14 protein-coding genes are annotated in these 15,763 nt (G+C 60.0%); 10 read left to right on the top strand and 4 right to left on the bottom strand.

Translation table 11 applies throughout. The features are described from left to right. Nucleotides 1-36: 36 nt before the first annotated feature. Complete coding sequence (locus tag IB241_RS17580) at nt 37-351, bottom strand: MGMT family protein (RefSeq protein ID WP_017139745.1); 315 nt, start codon at nt 349-351, stop codon at nt 37-39. 192 nt (nt 352-543) lie between these two features. On the opposite strand from IB241_RS17580, the gene IB241_RS17575 reads away from it, so the two are divergent. From IB241_RS17575 to groL, 5 genes are all read left to right on the top strand, one after another. Continuing rightward, complete coding sequence (locus tag IB241_RS17575; protein ID WP_192299506.1) at nt 544-1,551, top strand: DUF481 domain-containing protein; 1,008 nt, start codon at nt 544-546, stop codon at nt 1,549-1,551. A gap of 106 nt (nt 1,552-1,657) precedes the next feature. Continuing rightward, entirely contained in the window at nt 1,658-2,389 is a 732-nt protein-coding gene (locus tag IB241_RS17570) for a HugZ family protein (RefSeq protein ID WP_192299505.1), read from the top strand. Between the two features lie 66 nt (nt 2,390-2,455). Continuing rightward, entirely contained in the window at nt 2,456-2,932 is a 477-nt protein-coding gene (locus IB241_RS17565; protein WP_192299504.1) for an FxsA family protein, read from the top strand. Between the two features lie 247 nt (nt 2,933-3,179). Further along, nucleotides 3,180-3,476 carry a co-chaperone GroES gene (gene groES, locus IB241_RS17560; protein ID WP_124525003.1) on the top strand — a complete coding sequence of 99 codons (297 nt, stop codon included), beginning with the start codon at nt 3,180-3,182 and terminating at the stop codon, nt 3,474-3,476. Nucleotides 3,477-3,526: 50 nt separating this feature from the next. Then, nucleotides 3,527-5,170, top strand: coding sequence for a chaperonin GroEL (gene groL / locus IB241_RS17555; protein ID WP_192299503.1), 1,644 nt, complete (start codon nt 3,527-3,529; stop codon nt 5,168-5,170). A gap of 216 nt (nt 5,171-5,386) precedes the next feature. Here groL and IB241_RS17550 read toward each other — a convergent pair whose 3' ends face one another. Next, on the bottom strand, nt 5,387-7,336 hold the full coding sequence (locus tag IB241_RS17550) for an LTA synthase family protein (RefSeq protein WP_192299502.1): 1,950 nt from the start codon (nt 7,334-7,336) through the stop codon (nt 5,387-5,389). A 201-nt stretch (nt 7,337-7,537) separates the two neighbouring features. On the opposite strand from IB241_RS17550, the gene colR reads away from it, so the two are divergent. From colR to IB241_RS17525, 5 genes are all read left to right on the top strand, one after another. Further along, nucleotides 7,538-8,221 carry a two-component system response regulator ColR gene (colR, locus tag IB241_RS17545; RefSeq protein ID WP_016975511.1) on the top strand — a complete coding sequence of 228 codons (684 nt, stop codon included), beginning with the start codon at nt 7,538-7,540 and terminating at the stop codon, nt 8,219-8,221. Continuing rightward, the gene (locus IB241_RS17540; RefSeq protein WP_192299501.1) at nt 8,211-9,491 is read left to right on the top strand and encodes a sensor histidine kinase; all 1,281 of its coding nucleotides are present in this window, start codon (nt 8,211-8,213) and stop codon (nt 9,489-9,491) included. The genes colR and IB241_RS17540 overlap by 11 nt, the downstream gene beginning before the upstream one ends. 191 nt (nt 9,492-9,682) lie before the next feature. Next, on the top strand, nt 9,683-10,363 hold the full coding sequence (locus tag IB241_RS17535) for a class I SAM-dependent methyltransferase (RefSeq protein WP_192299500.1): 681 nt from the start codon (nt 9,683-9,685) through the stop codon (nt 10,361-10,363). A gap of 4 nt (nt 10,364-10,367) precedes the next feature. Then, the gene (locus tag IB241_RS17530) at nt 10,368-11,087 is read left to right on the top strand and encodes a lipopolysaccharide kinase InaA family protein (protein WP_192299499.1); all 720 of its coding nucleotides are present in this window, start codon (nt 10,368-10,370) and stop codon (nt 11,085-11,087) included. Next, nucleotides 11,084-11,311 carry a hypothetical protein gene (locus IB241_RS17525; protein WP_192299498.1) on the top strand — a complete coding sequence of 76 codons (228 nt, stop codon included), beginning with the start codon at nt 11,084-11,086 and terminating at the stop codon, nt 11,309-11,311. Before IB241_RS17530 ends, IB241_RS17525 begins: the two co-directional genes overlap by 4 nt. Nucleotides 11,312-11,536: 225 nt before the next feature. Here the strand turns inward: IB241_RS17525 and IB241_RS17520 are convergent, their stop codons facing one another. Both IB241_RS17520 and IB241_RS17515 read right to left on the bottom strand, forming a co-directional pair. Beyond that, complete coding sequence (locus IB241_RS17520) at nt 11,537-14,563, bottom strand: multidrug efflux RND transporter permease subunit (protein WP_192299497.1); 3,027 nt, start codon at nt 14,561-14,563, stop codon at nt 11,537-11,539. A gap of 3 nt (nt 14,564-14,566) precedes the next feature. Next, nucleotides 14,567-15,697, bottom strand: a complete 1,131-nt coding sequence (locus IB241_RS17515; RefSeq protein ID WP_192299496.1) for an efflux RND transporter periplasmic adaptor subunit — start codon at nt 15,695-15,697, stop codon at nt 14,567-14,569. Between the last annotated feature and the right edge of the window lie 66 nt (nt 15,698-15,763).

Raw genomic sequence — 15,763 nt, 5'->3', positions numbered from 1 at the left:
AGTCTGCCTCAGGTTTGCGGAAACAAAGCGCGCACTCTAACCGCTGTGCTCTACCGGGCGCCAGCCATGACGCTGAATATCCACGCGATTGTTCAGGATACTGACACCTTCGCTGCGTAAACGCGCACGTTGTTCGTCGCCCGAGGCGCTGCCCACCGGCAGACTTATCCGACCGCCGGCACCCAACACCCGATGCCAGGGCAGGCGCGTGTCTTCGGGCAACTGGCTGAGGGTGCGTCCGACCCAGCGTGCGGCGCGGCCCAAACCCGCCAGATGGGCCAGCTCACCGTAGCTCACCACGCAACCTTCAGGCACTTGGGCCAGCGTCAGGTATAGCGCGGTACGGCGCATTTCGGCAGGGCTTTGCGGCGTATCGGCGGGTTGATTCACTGTGGCGCATCCGTTGAAAACATCGGTCTTATTGTAAGAAACGTCTGTAAACGTGCCGATGAGAATTGAACTCAATATAAATCCTTGAGTCAGTCCTAGCTATCTAACACGATAACGCGCCCTTTTCGCCAATCCTGAGCTCCGAATCCGCTTATGTTGTCCAGAACCCTGCTGTGCCTTGCTGTTTTCAGTGCTTCCACGCCCTTGCTGGCTGACACCGTCTGGTTGAAGAACGGTGACCGCCTGAGCGGCAAGATCAAAGTCTTCGACGGTGGCAAGCTGCTGATTCAGACCGACTACGCAGGCGCCATCCCGGTGGACTGGAAGCAGGTGAAGACCCTGGAGAGCGACCAGGAGTTGCTGGTCAAGCAGGATGCCTACACGGGCGAGAAGGCCAAGTCCCTGAGGGCGGCAGAGGATGGCAAGGTGGTGCTGGCCAACGGCGAGGCGCCGAAGACGGTCGATTTGGCCAGCATCCAGCAGATCATCAAGCCCAAGCCGGTCATCGAAGACCTGGTATGGAAGGGCAATGTCGACCTGGCGCTGGACTACAAGCGCGCCGAGAAAGACACCAATGACTACGACATCGACTTCAAGACCAGCGCGCGGCATGGCCAATGGCGCCACACCGGGCAGGGCGAGTACAACCGCGAGTTCCAGGACGACGTGACCACCACCGACAACTGGGCGCTGGAATATGACCTGGACCGCTTCCTCACCGAACACTGGTTCTGGCAGGGCCGTTTAACCTACAAGCGCGACAAGGTTGAAGACCTGTCCCGCCAGCGCACCGTCGGTACAGGCCCGGGCTACCAGTTCTGGGATGATGAACTGGGCGCGTTCTCCCTCGGCTCGCTGATCAACCGCACCGATTATGAATATGCCGAGGGCGGCAAGGACCATTTCTACTCGGCAGCGATGAAGTGGAACTACAACCGCTACCTGGTGGGCAAGACCGTCGAGTTCTTCACCATGGGCGAATTGGGCAAGCCGATCGACGGGCCGATCGATTATTCCCTGGATGCGGAAATGGGCCTGCGCTACAAAGTCACCGAATGGGCGTCCCTCAACCTCAAGGCCGAGCGCGACATCATCAGCGGCGACTCCGACAGCAGCCTGAGCAAGACCCGCTATACCGCCGGCTTCGGCGTGGCCTGGTAATAAGGCTGCACAAAACCCGCTTGGCAACCTTCGCCGATATTGATTACCTTGTGTTGAGATCCATTCCCATATGCCATGGGCGGCTGAATACCCGAGGAGTCATACGTTGAGCGCACAGGTTGCCAAGAACGCCCGAGAGCTGTTGCTCAAGGAATACCGTGGGGCTCTCGCCACACAATCGAAGGCCATGCCCGGTTTTCCCTTCGGCTCCGTGGTGCCGTACTGCCTGGACGAGCAGGGCCGCCCGCTGATCCTGATCAGCCGCATTGCCCAGCACACTCATAACCTGCAAAAAGACCCCAAGTGCTCGCTGCTGGTCGGCGAGCGCGAGGCGGACGACGTGCAAGCAGTGGGGCGCCTGACCTACCTGGCCGAGGCCGAAAAGATCGACGACCCGGCGGCGATCGAAGCGGCGGCAGAGCGTTATTACCGTTACTTTCCCGACTCGGCCAACTACCACAAGGCTCACGACTTCGACTTCTGGGTGCTCAAGCCCGTGCGTCATCGCTACATCGGCGGATTTGGCGCGATTCATTGGGTTGATCAACTCACCCTGGCCAACCCGTTCGCCGGCAAGGCCGAGCGCAGCATGATCGAGCACATGAACAGCGACCACGCCAAGGCCATCGCCCACTATGTCGCCTTGGCCGGCTTGCCTACCTCCGAACCTGCGCAACTGGCCGGCATCGACAGCGAAGGCATGCACCTGCGTATCGGCCAGTCGTTGCATTGGTTGCCCTTCGCGGAGTCTTGCAATACGCCGACACAAGTGCGCGAAGCCTTGGTTTCATTGGCTCACGCCGAGGTCTGGCCGAAAAAAACAGTGGCCAGCGCTTGAATTCACGAAACGGCGACGTCATCTAAGGTGGACTAGCAAGGCATTCTTGCGTTGAGGAACCATTTGATGCGCCCTTTTTTATTGCTCTTTCTGCTATTTCCAGTGTTGGAGCTGTTCGTCTTCGTTCAGGTCAGCGGAGCCATCGGGTTTTTCCCGGCGCTGCTGCTGATCATTCTCGGCTCGATGCTTGGCGTGCTGGTGCTGCGCGTCGCCGGCCTGGCCACTGCGCTGCGTGCCCGTGAGAGCTTGAACCGTGGCGAGCTGCCAGCCCAGACCATGCTTGAAGGCCTGATGATGGCCCTGGCCGGCGGCTTGTTGATCCTGCCGGGTTTCGTCAGCGACGTCGTTGGCCTGGTGTTGCTGTTGCCGTTCTCGCGCAAGTTGCTTGCCGGCAAGATGCGCCAGCGCGCCGAAGAGGCAGCGCTGCGCCAGCGGGCTTTCGCCGACGACCTGCAACCCCGTGGCGGCCCGGCCCCGCGCCAACCGCTGGGGCGTGAAGGGGATGTGATCGAAGGCGAGTTCGAACATCGCGACAGCAAATAACCGCTTCTTTGGCACGGCACCTTCGGGTGCCGTGTTGCTTTCAGCCGTCGGCACACGTAAAAAATTTCCGCCGAGGCCCCTTGTAATCGGCTTGTACGCCCTTATGTAACGGTCACCGCAAGGTTTCTGGTGGCAACACCAGACAGACTTCCGCGTCTTGCTTGGCGAGACGCGACCGGCACAGCCGGAATACAACCCGCCGGTACTGATACCGGCCGATGAAAAACACAATTAGGAGAGATCGACAATGAGCAAGCTTCGTCCTCTGCACGACCGCGTCGTTATCAAGCGCAGCGAAGAAGAAAAGAAAACCGCCGGCGGTATCGTTCTGCCAGGTTCGGCTGCTGAAAAAGCCAACCACGGTGTGATCGTCGCTGCAGGCCCAGGCAAGACTCTGGAAAACGGTGATGTTCGTGCGCTGGCAGTTAAAGTCGGTGACAAGGTTGTATTCGGTCCTTACTCCGGCAGCAACACTGTGAAAGTCGACGGCGAAGACCTGCTGGTTATGGCTGAGAACGAGATTCTCGCCGTTCTGGAAGACTGATTTCCCCGCTCATTTTCCCGTTACTACAAAGTATTTAAGGAATATCGATCATGGCTGCTAAAGAAGTTAAATTCGGCGACTCCGCCCGTAAGAAAATGCTCACCGGTGTCAACATCCTGGCTGACGCAGTAAAAGCGACCCTGGGCCCTAAAGGCCGTAACGTGATCATCGAGAAGAGCTTCGGCGCTCCGACCATCACCAAGGACGGCGTTTCCGTCGCCAAAGAAATCGAACTGGAAGACCGTTTCGAAAACATGGGCGCGCAGCTGGTCAAAGACGTTGCCTCCCGTGCCAACGATGACGCAGGCGACGGCACCACCACCGCCACCGTACTGGCTCAGTCGATCGTCAACGAAGGCCTGAAAGCCGTCGCTGCCGGCATGAACCCGATGGACCTCAAGCGCGGTATCGACAAGGCGACCATCGCCGTTGTTGCCGAGCTGAAAAACCTGTCCAAGCCATGCGCTGACACCAAGGCTATCGCTCAGGTAGGTACTATCTCTGCCAACTCCGACAGCTCCATCGGCGACATCATTGCCGAAGCCATGGAAAAAGTCGGTAAAGAAGGCGTGATCACCGTTGAAGAAGGCACTGGCCTGGAAAACGAACTGTCGGTTGTAGAAGGCATGCAGTTCGACCGTGGCTACCTGTCCCCGTACTTCGTCAACAAGCCAGACACCATGGTTGCCGAGCTGGAAAGCCCGCTGATCCTGCTGGTCGACAAAAAGATCTCGAACATCCGCGAAATGCTGCCAGTGCTGGAAGCCGTTGCCAAAGCCGGCCGTCCACTGCTGATCGTTTCCGAAGACGTTGAAGGCGAAGCCCTGGCGACTCTGGTTGTGAACAACATGCGTGGCATCGTTAAAGTCGCAGCCGTCAAGGCTCCAGGCTTCGGCGACCGTCGCAAGGCCATGCTGCAGGACATCGCCGTTCTGACCGGCGGTACCGTTATCTCCGAAGAGATCGGCCTGAGCCTGGAAAGCGCCACCCTGGAAAACCTGGGCAGCGCCAAGCGCGTGACCATCTCCAAGGAAGCCACCATCATCGTTGACGGTGCTGGCGTTGAGCAGGACATCCAGTCGCGCATCACCCAGATCCGCGCCCAGGTTGCCGAAACTTCGTCCGACTACGACCGTGAAAAACTGCAAGAGCGTCTGGCCAAGCTGTCCGGCGGCGTTGCAGTGATCAAGGTTGGCGCTGGTTCCGAAGTTGAAATGAAAGAGAAGAAAGCCCGCGTTGAAGACGCCCTGCACGCTACCCGTGCAGCCGTTGAAGAAGGCGTGGTACCTGGCGGTGGCGTTGCGCTGATCCGTGCTCTGGAAGCCCTGGTTGACCTCAAAGGCGACAACGCTGACCAGAACGTCGGTATCGCTGTTCTGCGTCGTGCCGTTGAATCTCCACTGCGTCAGATCGCTTCCAACAGCGGCGACGAGCCAAGTGTTGTGGTCAACGAAGTGAAGAACGGTAAAGGTAACTACGGTTACAACGCTGCGACCAGCGAATACGGTGACATGGTTGAGATGGGTATCCTGGACCCAACCAAAGTAACCCGTTCGGCGTTGCAGGCTGCTGCTTCTATCGCTGGTCTGCTGCTGACCACCGAAGTTGCGATTGCTGACAAGCCAAAGGCTGAAGGCGCTGGTGGCGGTATGCCAGACATGGGCGGCATGGGTGGCATGGGCGGCATGATGTAAGCCAGCCTTACCCCCGCACTGAAAAAGCCCCGCCTGCAGTGATGCAGGCGGGGCTTTTTTGTGGCTTGTGGCCAGTGTCTAGACTGTATGCACACATCAAACTGTGGGAGCTGGCTTGCCTGCGATAGCATCGCCTCGGTATCTACTGATACACCGAGTTGCCTTTATCGCAGGCAAGCCAGCTCCCACACAAGCCAGCCCCCCCACAAGCCAGCCTTAGCGTTCGCTCAACTGCGGGGTCGCATCCTTGGGGCCCTTCCAGCTCAACAACTGCTGCTTGAACCCATAACTGGCTGCCTGGTAGTAGGTGATCGCTCGCTGGATCAACGGATCATCGCTGCCCACCCGCGACTCCTGGCTCTCACCCAGGGCCTGGTCGTGGCGGCGCAAGCCCTGGCGTGGGCTGAGGATCGCCAGGTCCTTACCGTCAAACAAGCCCAGGTGCTGATAGTTGCCGACCACCACGCGCGGTGGCAGTGGGTTGTCCTGCAACAGGTTGCGGCCAAAGAAGGTCGATTCGTAGCTCAGGTTGATCAACCCCAACAACGTCGGCGCAAGGTCGATCTGGCTGGCCAGTTGCGCGGACTCCCGAGGGTCGATCAGCTTGGGTGCATAGACGAACAGCGGAATCTGGTAGTTGGTGATGGGCAGGTCTTCCTTGCCCGCGCTGCCGGCGGTGTGGTCGGCGACGAACACGAAGATCGTGTTATCGAACCAGGGTTTCTGGCGCGCCGCCTGCAGGAATTCGCCGATGGCGTGGTCGGTGTATTTCACTGCGCCGTCACGACCGTTGCCGGACTTGATGTCGATGCGCCCGTCCGGGTAGGTGTAGGGGCGGTGGTTGGAGGTGGTCATCAGTTGCAGCAAGAACGGTTGCTGCCTGGCGTAGTCGGCATCGGCCAGTTTCAGGGTTTGTTTGTAGAGATCTTCGTCGGCCATGCCCCAGGCGTTTTTAAACGAGATTTCCGCTTCCGGCACGCTGCTCTGGTCCACTACCCGATAACCGTTGCCGCTGAAAAACGCGTTCATGTTGTCGAAGTAACCGCGCCCGCCATAGACGAACACGCTGTCGTAGCCAATGGCACTGAGTTGCTGGCCGAGGCTGGCGAAACCGCTTTCGCGGCCAATGCGCTTGACGATCGAGCGGCCGGGCGTCGGAGGGATCGCCAGGGTGATCGCTTCCAGGCCGCGGTCGGTGCGAGTGCCGGTGGCGTAGAAGTTGTTGAAGTACAGGCTTTGCTTGCGCAGGGCGTCGAGGTTGGGCGTCAGGTTGCGTTCATCGCCGTTGCTGCCCATGTACTTGGCGCTGAAGCTTTCGATGGTCACCAGCACGATGTTGGGTTTGCGCAGCGTGCCGGGGTTGTCGATGGCGCGGCGAATATCCAGCGGGTCTTTGCCGATGAAGCGTGCATTGGGCTCGCTGAGTTCGGCCCGCAATTGCTGGGCGACTACATCTGCCGGCAGTGTTTTGTAGAACTGCGGGTAGTCCAGCTCGTTGTTGCGGAAGGCGGCGAAAAACTGATACGGGCCGTTGCTGGCCAGTTCGTTGTTGTAGGCATTGCCGCCTTGGGTGCGCGGGCTGTCCTGGCTGATCAATTGCAGGCTCAGGCCCGTGATGACCAGCAGGCTCAACGCAGTCACCAGGCGCCCACGCAGTGGCGGCAGCGGCGCGTTCATCGCCGCGTTGAACGGCTTGCGCAGGACCAGGCTCAACACAATCGCGAGCATCGCCAGCAGGCTGAGCAGTTTGCCGATCGGGTAGGACTCCAGCAGGTTGTTCAAGACCTCGTCGGAATACACCAGGTAATCGACGGCAATAAAGTTGAAGCGCACGCCGAATTCATCCCAGAACAGCCACTCGGCCACCGAGGTAAACAGCATCGCGAACAGGCTGACGCTGAGCACCGCTTGCAGGAACCAGCGATGGCCACGGCGGCGCCACAGCGCAGGCGGGCAGAGCAGCAGATACAGGCCCAGCGGCAGGGCGGCGTAGGCGAGGAAACCCAGGTCGTACAGCAGGCCCACACCAAACACCGGCAGCAGGTTGCCGCTGACTTCATCGAGGTGAGTGATGAGCAACACGCCACGCGTGAGCAGGAAAACCAGGAGCCAGGCCCCGGTTACAAGCAGCAAATAGCGCATAGGCGCGGTTTTGAGAAACCCCATGTCCAAATTCCTTATATCGATGGGCGGCGATCTTCGTGCTGACACTGTAGTCAGTTTGTGAAGCTATAGTGAAAAACTCGTTGTAAGGTTAAATCAGTTGAAATCCTTTATCGACCGGTCTTTCAGGTCTATCCCTGAACCACACTTGGCCTTAAGCTGCGCGAGCCAACACGGCCGTTACCGCGTACGGAGACACTGCCCATGCGAATTCTATTGGTTGAAGACAACCGCGATATTCTGGCCAACCTGGCCGATTACCTGGGGCTCAAAGGCTATACCGTTGACTGTGCGCAGGACGGCTTGTCGGGCCTGCACCTGGCCGCCACCGAGCATTACGACCTGATCGTGCTCGACATCATGCTGCCCGGTATCGATGGCTACACCCTGTGCAAACGCCTGCGCGAAGACGCCCGTCGCGACACGCCAGTGATCATGCTCACCGCGCGCGACCAACTGGATGACCGGCTGCAGGGCTTCAAGTCCGGCGCCGATGACTACTTGCTCAAACCCTTTGCCCTGTCGGAGTTGGCCGCGCGCATCGAAGCCGTACTGCGCCGCGCCCAGGGTGGCGGGCGGCGTGCCCTGCAAGTGGCCGACCTGCATTACGATCTCGACACCCTGGAAGTCACCCGCGAAGGGCGCCTGCTCAAGCTCAACCCGGTCGGCCTGAAGCTGCTGGCGGTGCTGATGCAAAAAAGCCCGCATGTACTGCGCCGCGAAATCCTTGAAGAAGCCCTGTGGGGTGATGACTGCCCTGATAGCGACAGCCTGCGTAGCCACGTCCACCAATTGCGCCAAGTAATCGATAAACCGTTCGCCAAGCCATTGCTGCAAACGGTGCACGGTGTCGGTTATCGCCTGGCCGAGGGGCGTGATGGAGTTTAAGCAAAGCCTTGCCCAACGGATCATCATCGCCTTTGCCTTGATGAGCGCGTTGGTCGCGGGGGCCTTCGCCATGGGCATCGTTGCGACCGTGCACCTGGTGGAAGAGAAATTGATCTCGGCGGGCCTCGGCGGTGACTTGCAACGTCTGCTGCTGATGGACAGCGTCGAGGACTGGAACCACCGCCCCGAGCCGGACCAGCTGTTTTATTTCAGCGGCGGCCCCGGTGATTTCGACCTGCCCAAGGATCTGCGTCACCTTGAGCCCGGCTTCCATGAAGTGTTCCGTGAGTCGCTGTCGTACCACGCCATGGTCGAAGTGGTGGACGGTCGGCGCTACGTATTGCTGCAGGATCAAAGCGATTTCGAAGAGCGTGAGCGCGTACTGTTTGCCGTCGTGTTGGTGGGCTTTGTGCTCAGCCTGGCCCTGGCGGTATTCCTCGGCTGGGTGCTGGCGCGCAAAGTGATGGCGCCGGTGGTGCGTCTGGCCCGCCAGGTGCGTCATCGCGACCAGTTGCTGGGCCTTGCACCGCCCCTGGCGCCGGACTACGCGGCCGATGAAGTGGGCGAACTGGCCGTGGCGTTCGATGCCACGCTGGGGCGTTTGCGGCAGGCGTTGTCTCGCGAGCAGTTGTTTACCAGCGATGTCAGTCACGAATTGCGCACGCCGCTGATGGTGCTGGCCAGCTCCTGTGAATTGCTGCTGGAAAACCCCGCCATCGACCAGCGTGGGCGTAACCAGGTGGAGCGGATCGCTCGCGCCTGCGCGGAAATGCGCGAACTGGTGCAGACCTTCCTGATGCTGGCCCGGGCCCAGCATGACGATGGCAGCATGTCGCCTCGGGTGACCCTCAAACAGGTGGCCGACGACTTGCTCGGCCTCTGGCGCGAACCTATCGAGTGCAAGGGCCTGGAGTTGATCTACCAACCGGGCAACCCGCTGGATACCCGCTACAACGCGACCTTCCTGCACGCGGTGATGGGCAACCTGCTGCGCAATGCCTTGCACTACACCGAGCACGGCTTTATCCGCCTGACGCTGGAGCCCGAAGGCTTCGTGGTGGAAGACTCGGGCGTCGGTATCCCGGAAGACAAACGCGAAGCCATGTTCGAGCCCTTCGTGCGTGGCAGCGAGAAGCGCGGCGAAGGCCTCGGCCTGGGCTTGTCGCTGGTGCAACGGATCTGTGAGAACCAGGGCTGGAGCGTCAGCTTGAGCACCATGGAACCCAACGGCTGCCGCTTTCATGTTGAGCTGAGCCAGGTCAAGTCCTGAGGGCCAGGCTTGCCGTTATGCTGCGGCAAGCTTGCGTCGAATTTCGGCGAACATGGCCCAATGATACTGAATGTGTCTGTAAAGTCTTGAAATGTATGGGATTCGACAGGACAACTTTTTCACAAACAGTTGACCTGATGATCACAGTAGGGTGCTTAAGGTTGTAGGCATCAGCTACTGGAGATCCGTTGATGTCTTCCCCGATCAAGCTCGAATTTTCCGATAAGTACGACGATCAGCACGCCCAAGAATATTTGCTCAAGCATCAGGACAATCTGGCTCGCCGGTTGTCCCACAAACGCGACGAGCAATTGGCCCGTGGTGCGTTGGCCATGGCTGGTGAGCCTGGGCTGGTGCTGGACCTGCCTTGTGGCGCCGGGCGTTTCTGGCCGCTGTTGGCCGAAAAACCCAACCGCGTGATCATTGGTGCGGACAATTCCGAATCGATGTTGAAGGTCGCAATGGCCGCCCAACCCGCCGATGTGGTGAAACGGGTACGACCCTTGCAGACATCTGCCTTTGATATCGATTTGCCGGATAACTCGGTCGACAGCATTTTCTGTATGCGTCTGCTACACCATATTGGTGATCCGGCGCATCGGGTCGCGATACTGCGCGAGTTTCAGCGGGTTACGCGCGACAGCGTGATCCTTTCATTGTGGGTCGATGGCAATTTCAAGGCCTGGAAGCGTAAGCGTCTCGAAGAAAAACGGCGTGGCGAAGGTGAGCAAGAAGGTTACCAAAACCGCTTTGTGTTACCAGCTGCTACTGTTGAAGACGAATTCGAACAGGCCGGTTTCCGCGTTCAGGAATCTCTGGACTTCATGCCGCTCTACGCCATGTGGCGAGTGTATGTACTGAGAAAGAGGTAACAGGATGGCAGTTGAGTGCGTAGCGGGCAGTCACGTAGCTCCGGAGGAGAGATTTGATTTTTTCTGGCGCCAGCAGGGCGAATGGGTCGAGGAACCCAATCGTCGGCGCGGCGGTGAAAGTGGCGTGCAACGGGTGACCGGTCCTAACGGCCACTTGCTCTACAGCAAGCGCCAGACCGGCCACATCTACCGCAGTTGGCTGCATCCCTTCGGACGGCCCACCGTGCTGCGTGAGCGTGATGCGCTCAAGGGCCTGCGCTCCCTCGATGTGCGCGTGCCGGACCTGGTGTTTTGCGGGGCGCGTCGCGACCCCGAGCACCAATGGAAAGCACTGTTGGTGACGGCCGCCCTGGATGGCTTCGATGAAATCGAAAACTGGTATGCCGCCGGTGGCCGCGAACAGTACGGCGAATTGGTTCACGAACGTGTGCTCAAGGAGTTGGCCGGCACGCTGGTGCGTATGCACAAGGGGCGCTGGCAGCATGGCTGCCTGTACATCAAGCACATCTTTATTCGTGTCACCGGCGAAGGCGACTCGGCCAATGTGGAGATTGCCTTGCTGGACTTCGAAAAATGCCGACAGCGGCTGACCGCTTATCGCGCGGCTTCCCACGACATGCAGCAGTTGCGGCGCCATTCGTCGTGGAGCAGCGCTGACTGGAACAAACTCAGCTACTTTTACGAGACGGCGTTTGGCAGCGCTATCAAGGGTTTAACCAGATGAAGCTAGAAATAGCACGAGGTCTGTTCCTGGTTGGGGCGCTGGGCGTTGCGGCGCTCGCCCTGGCGGCGTGGGAACAACCTCGCACACAAGTGCTCAGTGCCACGCAGGGTGGCGCGCAATGCCTGTTGCCGCGCGTTGCCAAGGCGAGCACGGCGGTCAAGCCTGATCATGAATTGTTGCTGTTCATGTTTGGGATGTCTCAAGGCATGAGGCCGCAAAGTTGAAACGATTCAACCCCCCCCCGAATAAGGCCTCGCACTGCGAGGCCTTTTTTTTGCCTGTAGTGAGCGGGCTTGCCCGCGCCGGGTGGCGAAGCCGCCCCAAATCCCGGCACCTCGGTCTTTCTGATGCACCGCGGCGTACCGTTTAGGGCGGCTTCGCCACCCAGCGCGGGGCAAGCCCGCTCACTACAAGGTTCGGGTCAGGGGGATTGGCCCGCAGGACAAGGTTCAGGGCTTATCAGGTCTGGCCAGCAGGGTGTAGACGCACGGCAGCACAAACAGCGTAAACAACGTGCCAATCGACATCCCCGTCGCAATCACCATGCCGATGTCAAACCGGCTCACTGCCCCGGCGCCAGTGGCGAGGATCAGCGGCACCATGCCGAACACCATGGCGGCGGTGGTCATCAGCACTGGGCGCAAGCGAATCGCCGCGGCTTCTTCCACGGCCTGGCGAGGTGTCAGGCCCTTGTCCTTGCGCAGTTGGTTGGCAAACTCGACGATCAGAATCCCGTGCTTGCTGATCAGCCCGATCAAGGTGACCAACCCCACCTGGGTATAGATGTTCATGCTCGACCAGCCGAGGAACAGGGGAATCAACGCCCCGCAGATCGACAACGGCACCGTTACCAGGATCACCAGCGGGTCGCGAAAGCTTTCGAACTGCGCCGCCAGCACCAGGAAGATAATCGCCAAGGCCAGGCCAAAGGTCACCCACAGCGCCGTGCCTTCCTGGATAAATTGCCGGGATGCGCCGCTGTAGTCGAACGCGTAGCCGGGCGGTGTTTCTTCGATGGCAATCTGGCGCACCGTGTCTATCGCTTCACCCATGCTGACAATCGGGAAACCCGAGATCAGCGCCGAGTTGAGCTGCTGGAACTGGTTCAACTGCCGAGGTCGGGCGCGGTCGGAGAGTGTAATCAGCGTCGACAATGGCAGCAGCTCACCCTTGTTATTTTTCACGTAGTAATTGTTCAACCAATCGGGATTGTCACGGTAGGCGCGTTCGACCTGGGCTATCACCTTATAACTGCGCCCGTCCAGGGTGAACCGGTTGATCTCCGCCTCCGCCAGCAACGTCGCCAGGGTGCCGCCAAGGTCCTGCATCGACACGCCCATCTGCGCCGCCTTGGCGCGGTCGATGTCGACCACGATTTCAGGTTTGTCGAACGCCAGGTCGATGTCGACAAACGCGAACTTGCCCGACTCCATCGCGCGCTTTTTCACCCGGTTGGCCACCTCCAGCAACGACTCGTAATCGTTGGCAGTGTTGATCACAAAGCCGAACGGCAAGCCTTCGCCCGTGCCCGGCAGGGACGGCAGGTTGAAGCCGAACACTTGCAGGCCGGGAATCTGCTCCAGGCGGTGCTGCACCTCGGGGAGGATTTGCATCTGGGTGCGGCTGCGCTCGTTCCATGGCTTGAGCAGAAAACCGCCGATGCCCGATTGCACGCCGTTGAAGCCGTTGATCTGGAACGACGAGTAGTACTCCGGGAACTCCTTGAAGATTTTTACGAACTCGTCGGTGTAGGTGTTGAGGTAGTCCAGGTTGGCCGGTTGCGGCGCGCTGGCCATCATGAAAATGATGCCCTGGTCTTCATCCGGGGCCAGTTGCGACTGGGTGAACTTGAGGAACACCGGGATCAGGCCCAGCACGATCAACGCAAACACGATCACCACCGGGCGCGTGTTCAGGGTGCCGTGCAGCAGGCTTTGGTAGCGACGCTTGAGGCCGTCGAAAATGCGGTCGAGGCGATGGGCGAGGCCGGATGGGTTTTCGTCATGGCGCAACAACAGCGCGCACATCATCGGCGACAAGGTCAGGGCAATGATGCCGGAGATGATCACCGCGCCGGCCAATGTCAGCGCGAACTCCTTGAACAGCGCCCCGGTGAGTCCTTCAAGAAAACCGATGGGCGCATACACCGCCGCCAGGGTGATGGTCATCGACACCACCGGCAGGGCAATTTCCCGCGCACCTTCGAGCGCCGCATCCAGGGGCGTCTTGCCTTCCTCGATATGCCGGTGGATGTTTTCCACCACCACGATCGCATCGTCCACCACCAGGCCGATGGCCAAGACCATCGCCAGCAGCGTCAGCAGGTTGATCGAGTAGCCCATCAACTGCATGAAAAACAGCACGCCGATCATCGACAACGGGATGGTGATCACCGGAATCACCACCGAGCGCAGGGCGCCGAGGAACAGAAACACCACCACGATCACGATCAGCACCGCTTCGAACAGGGTCTTGACCACCTCGTTGATGGACGCCTGGATAAACAGCGTGGCGTCGTAGGCAATTTCTGCCTTGAGGTTGGGCGGCAGCTGGGATTCCAACTGCGGCATGATCTTGCGCACTTCCTTGATCACCTCCAGCGGGTTGGCGCTGGGCGTCGCCTTGATGCCGATGTACACCGACGGCGTGCCGCCGAACGAGCTGATGGCGTTGTAGTTTTCCGCGCCCATTTCCACCCGTGCCACATCCCGCAGCAGTACGCGGCTGTCGCCGTCGGCCTTGACAGTAATGGCGCCAAACGCTTCGGCGGACTTGAGGTCGGTGTTGGCGTTGATGCTGGTGACCACGAACTCGCCCTTTACCTCGCCAGCGGCGGAGAGAAAGTTGTAGTGGCGCACCGCATCGGTGATGTCGCTGGCGCTGAGGCCGAAACCGGCGAGTTTCACCGGGTCGAGCCAGATGCGCATGGCGAACACCTGGTTGCCGAGGATCTCCGCTTCGGCCATGCCCGGCAGGGTCGCGAGCTTGGGCTGGATCACCCGCGACAGGTAGTCGGTGATCTGCGGGTTGCTCAATTGCTCGCTGGAGAAACTGATGTACATCAGCGCCGAGGCGTCAGCGGCCTCTTTGCTCAGCACCGGGTCTTCGGCGTCCTGGGGCAGCTTGTTCTTTACCTCGTTGGCCTTGGCCAGCAGCTCGGTGAACAAGCGGTCGCTGTTGGAGCCGATGCGCGCGTAGATCGAGATCACCGAGAAATTCTGCCGACTGACCGAGGTCATGTAGTCGATGCCCTCGGCGCTCGCCAGGCTTTGCTGCAACGGTTGGGTGATGTAGCCCTGGATCGTTTCGGCGTTGGCACCGGGGTAGGCGGTGGTCACCGTGATCAGGGCGTTTTCCATGCTCGGGTATTGGCGCAGCGGCAACTTGCTGTAGGCCTGCATGCCCAGTAATACGATCAGCAGGCTGACCACCATGGCCAGCACCGGACGGCGGATAAAGGCGTCTGTGAACTTCATGGCTCAGTGCCCTGCCGGCAGGTTTTTGTCCGGGCTGATGGCGATGGGCGTGCCATTGTCCAGCTTGAGCTGGCCGGCGCTGACCACCTGCTCGCCGGCTTTGAGGCCCTTGCTCACCAACACCAGGCCAGCGCGGCGCTCACCGGTCTCGACAAAGCGCCGCTCGGCGATCAGCACGGGCTGGCCGTTGGCGTCTTTTTCCGGCGTGCCGTCTTCGGCCTTTTTCTCGGCCACGGCGTACACCGAATTGCCGTAGAGGGTGTAGGTGATCGCGCCCTCCGGCACCACGACTTGCGCGGTCGGATCTGGCAGCAACACGTCCAGGCTGGTGAACATACCGGGCAGCAACTTGCCGTCCGGGTTGGCCAGGGTGGCGCGCACCAGCACGTTGCGCGTGGTGTTTTCCACCTTGGGGTTGATCGCGCTGATATTGCCGGGGAACTGCTGGCCTGGCCAGGCCGAGACTTGCACCTGCACGGCCTGGCCGAGGGCGATTTTGGGCACCGATTGTTCGGGGACGTAGAAGTCGACGTAGAGGCTGCTGAGGTCCTGCAAGGTGGCGATCACCGTGCCGCTGGCCAGGTAGTCGCCGACGTCCACCTGGCGAATGCCGATGGTGCCGCTGAACGGCGCGACGATGTGTTTCTTCGCCAGTGACGCCTTGAGCTGATTGACCGTGGCCTTGTTCTTTTGCAGTTGTGCAGAGAGGCGATCGAACTCGCCCTTGGAGATTGCCTGGCTGCCCACCAGTTGGCTGCCGCGTCCGTAATCGAGCTGTGCCAGGCCCAGGTCGGCCTGGGCGGTTTCCAGCAGCGCGCTTTCCACCGCGCTGTCGAGTTGCACCAGGGGCTGCCCGGCCTTGACCTTCTGCCCGGATTCGAACTGGATGTCCTTGACCGTACCGGCCACCTCCAGGCTGAGGTTGACCCCTTGCAAGGCCTTGAGCGTGCCCACCGACGGCAGGCGTTGCTGCCATGGCTGCTCGGTCGCGGTGGCAACGGCCACGCTTACGGCGGGCTTGGGCTTGGCAAAGACCTGGATCTGCTGGTAGATGGAAAAGGCTTTATAGCCCCCCAGCAGCAGGACAATGAACAGCACGACAGCAAACATGATCAGCATGCGACGGCGCAGCATATTCCGATTCCTTGGAAAAACTGGGACAGACGAAGACAGACAAGTCCGGAACATTACTCCAGGTAT

It is taken from the genome of Pseudomonas sp. PDM05 (genome assembly GCF_014851685.1).
In the GTDB taxonomy this organism is placed as follows: Bacteria; Pseudomonadota; Gammaproteobacteria; order Pseudomonadales; family Pseudomonadaceae; genus Aquipseudomonas.
Note: the sequence above shows the minus strand (reverse complement) of the source record. Positions and strands in the feature narration are given on the sequence as shown.